The 3,097-nt window shown below is 73.7% G+C and carries 2 protein-coding genes and 3 pseudogenes; 1 reads left to right on the top strand and 4 read right to left on the bottom strand.

The features are described from left to right. Positions 1 to 50: 50 nt before the first annotated feature. A pseudogene (locus tag AOK18_RS35485) lies at positions 51 to 164 on the top strand (hypothetical protein); the annotation flags it as partial. A 44-nt stretch (positions 165 to 208) separates the two neighbouring features. On the opposite strand, the pseudogene AOK18_RS35480 reads toward AOK18_RS35485, so the two are convergent. The 4 genes and pseudogenes from AOK18_RS35480 to AOK18_RS25290 all read right to left on the bottom strand — a co-directional run. Beyond that, positions 209 to 341 (bottom strand): annotated as a pseudogene (locus AOK18_RS35480) (pectinesterase family protein); the annotation flags it as partial. Positions 342 to 343: 2 nt separating this feature from the next. Next, positions 344 to 813 (bottom strand): annotated as a pseudogene (locus AOK18_RS34695) (pectinesterase family protein); the annotation flags it as partial. A gap of 187 nt (positions 814 to 1,000) precedes the next feature. Next, complete coding sequence (locus AOK18_RS25295; RefSeq protein WP_055572210.1) at positions 1,001 to 2,482, bottom strand: sensor histidine kinase; 1,482 nt, start codon at positions 2,480 to 2,482, stop codon at positions 1,001 to 1,003. After that, positions 2,479 to 3,097, bottom strand: a 619-nt coding sequence (locus AOK18_RS25290; protein WP_055695828.1) for a response regulator transcription factor, incomplete at its 5' end; no start/stop codon positions are given. The genes AOK18_RS25295 and AOK18_RS25290, both read right to left, overlap by 4 nt.

Below are 3,097 nucleotides of genomic sequence, written 5' to 3'. Positions count from 1 at the left end.
CCAACGACTTCGACGAGCGGGCCCACCAGTCCCTCGCCGGGCACCAGGCCGTGGCCCTGCGCACCGCCGCGGACAAGGTCCTCCTGGACGGCGTCGTCGTCGAGGGCGACCAGGACACCCTGCTGCTCGACACGGCCGCCAAGGAACGCCTCGGCAGGGTGAAGGTCACCGACTCCCAGGTCGTCGGCAACGTCGACTTCATCTTCGGCCGGGCGACGGCGCTGAGGGTGGTGTCGCGGACCGTGGTCTGCGGGTCCAGGGAGGCGTCGCCCCCGGCGTGCCAGGGGCGGCCGAGGTGGAAGGCGCGGTCGGAGACGTCGCCGTTCACCGTCGAGCCGGCGNNTGGTGCCCGGCGAGGGACTGGTGGGCCCGCTCGTCGAAGTCGTTGGAGATCGTCAGGTTGCGGGCCTGGAAGTCGTCGGCCCGCACGGTGAACGTCGCGCTGCCCGAGGTGCCGTGGGTTCCCGAACCGTCCGGCTTCGGGGTACCCGCCGCATTGTTGAAGACGATCACGGTGTCCTTGCGGCTGCCGCCGCTGCCCTGCACCGTGACGTGCGGCTTGTCCGGGGGGACCCTGACCGTCTCCCGGTACGTGCCCGGCTTGACGGAGATCAGCACGCGGGACGGGTTGTCCGCGGGGACGGCGTCCACCGCGGCCTGCACCGTGCGGTACTGGCCGGTGCCGTCCCCGGCGACCGTGAGCGTCGTCGCGGCGGCGGCCGGGAGGGCGGCGGCCGTGCCCGGCGCGGCTCCGTAGGCCAGGGCGGCGGCCGCGGTGGCCAGGGCCAGCGGGAGGGCGGCGACCGCCCGGGCCCCGGTGCCGCCGCGGTGCCGGGCTGCGCGAGGGTGCTCACTCATACGGCGATCCGATCCGTGTGGGGGGATGAGTCGCCGGTCGGTCGCCACCCGGCACCGAAAGGTTGCCGCCCCTCCCCTCCGGTCCCGGAACGTCCGGCCACAGCGCCCCCGGCCACAGGACGTCGGGCCCCAGCGCCTCCGGCTACGGCGCCTCCGGCTCCGGAACCTCGGGCGGCGGGACCGGTGCCCCCGGGAGGCGGACCGTGGCCGTCGTGCCCCCGGCGCCGTCCTCCGCGCGGGTCAGGGTGACCGTGCCGCCCGCCTGCTGGACCGTGCGGGCCACGATGGACAGGCCGAGGCCCGATCCGGGGAGCGCACGGGCGGTCGGGGAGCGCCAGAAGCGGTCGAAGACGTGGGGGAGTTCGTCGGCGGCGATGCCGGGCCCGTGGTCGCGGACGGTGAGCACCCCGTCGGCGAGGCGGACCTCGACCGTGCCGCCCTCCGGGCTGAACTTCACGGCGTTGTCCAGGACGTTGACCACGGCCCGCTCCAGTGCGGAGGGCTCCGCGCGGACGTACCACGGCCGGACGTCCGCCGTGATGGTCAGCTCCGGGCCGCGCAGCCGGACGCGGCGCAGCGCCGACTCCACGACGTCCTGCCAGGCGACGATCTGCGCGCGCCCCTCGTGCGGGGCGGTGTCCGGCCGGGACAGCTCCTGCAGGTCGCCGATGAGCGCGGCGAGTTCCGTCATCTGGGCCTTGACCGAGGCGAGCAGCGCCTTGCGGTCCCCGGCGGGCAGCGGACGGCCCGTCTCCTCGCTGCGGGTGAGGAGTTCGATGTTGGTGCGCAGGGAGGTGAGCGGGGTGCGCAGCTCGTGGCCGGCGTCCGCGATGAGCTGCTGCTGCAGGTCGCGGGAGCTGGCCAGGGCGGACGTCATGGAGTTGAAGGAGCGGGAGAGGCGGGCGACCTCGTCCTCGGCGTCGTCCCCCACGGGGATGCGGATGCCCAGGTCCTCGGTGCGGGCCACCTCCTCGACGGCCTCGGTGAGTTCGTCCACGGGGCGCAGGCCGGCCCGGGCGACCGCGAGTCCGGCGGCGGCCGCGCCCAGGACGCCCACGCCGGAGACGAGGAGCAGGATCAGCGCGAGGTCGTTGAGCGTCTTCTCGGTGCCCTTGAGCGGTACGGCGACGAGGACGGCCGCCTTGGAACTGGTCAGCGTGCTCGGATCGTTGATCACCAGCGGCAGGGTCAGCACGCGCACCTCGGCGCCGTCCTGGTCGGTGCCGTCGCGGTGGAGGCCGGTCGAACCGTCGCCGGCGCTCGCGATGACGTCCCGGTCGGACGAGGTGACCTCGATCCTGCCCGACGAGCTGGGGAACAGGCAGACCGTGCCGTCCTCCCGGACCACCTGGGAGAACGTCTCGCCGAAACCGCCGTCCATGCTCTCCCGGGGGGTGTCCGTGCAGTTGTTCAGCGCGCTGCGGATCTCGTCGACCCGCTGCGGGCCCTGCAGCACCGTCGCCTTCTTCAGGTCGTCGTCGAGCTGCTCGTACAGCCTTTCCTGCACGATGAACCAGCACGTCACCGACACCGCCGCCACCGCGAACGCCACCGCCGCCGCCACCAGCAGCGACAGCCGCGCCCGGATCGGGAGCGAGCGGTACCTGCGGACCAGCCTGTTCACTCCGTGCCGCCCTGCCGCAGGGCGTAGCCGACGCCCCGCACCGTGTGCACCAGGCGCGGCTCGCCGCCCGCCTCGGTCTTGCGGCGCAGGTACATGACGTACACGTCGAGGGAGTTCGACGACGGCTCGAAGTCGAAGCCCCAGACCGCCTTCAGGATCTGCTCCCGGGTGAGGACCTGGCGCGGGTGCGCCATGAACATCTCCAGCAGCGTGAACTCCGTACGGGTCAGCTCCACCTGGCGCGCGCCCCGCGTCACCTCACGGGTCGACAGGTCCATGCGCAGGTCGGCGAAGGTGAGGACGTCACTGTGGTCGGTGGCGCCGGCCACGGCGGCCGCGTACGAGCTGCGGCGCAGCAGCGCGCGGATCCGGGCGAACAGCTCGTCCAGCTCGAACGGCTTGACCAGGTAGTCGTCCGCCCCCGCGTCCAGTCCCGTCACCCGGTCGCCGACCGTGTCCCGGGCGGTCAGCATCAGGACGGGCGTGGTGTCGCCGGTGGCCCGGATGCGGCGGGCGGCGGTCAGGCCGTCCATCCGGGGCATCTGGATGTCCAGGACGATCAGGTCGGGCCGGTACACGGCCGTCTTCTCCAGGGCGTCCGCGCCGTCGACGGCG

The sequence above is a fragment of the Streptomyces prasinopilosus genome (assembly GCF_001419695.1).
GTDB lineage: Bacteria > Actinomycetota > Actinomycetes > Streptomycetales > Streptomycetaceae > Streptomyces > Streptomyces prasinopilosus.
This window is presented reverse-complemented; position numbering and strand designations above follow the sequence as displayed.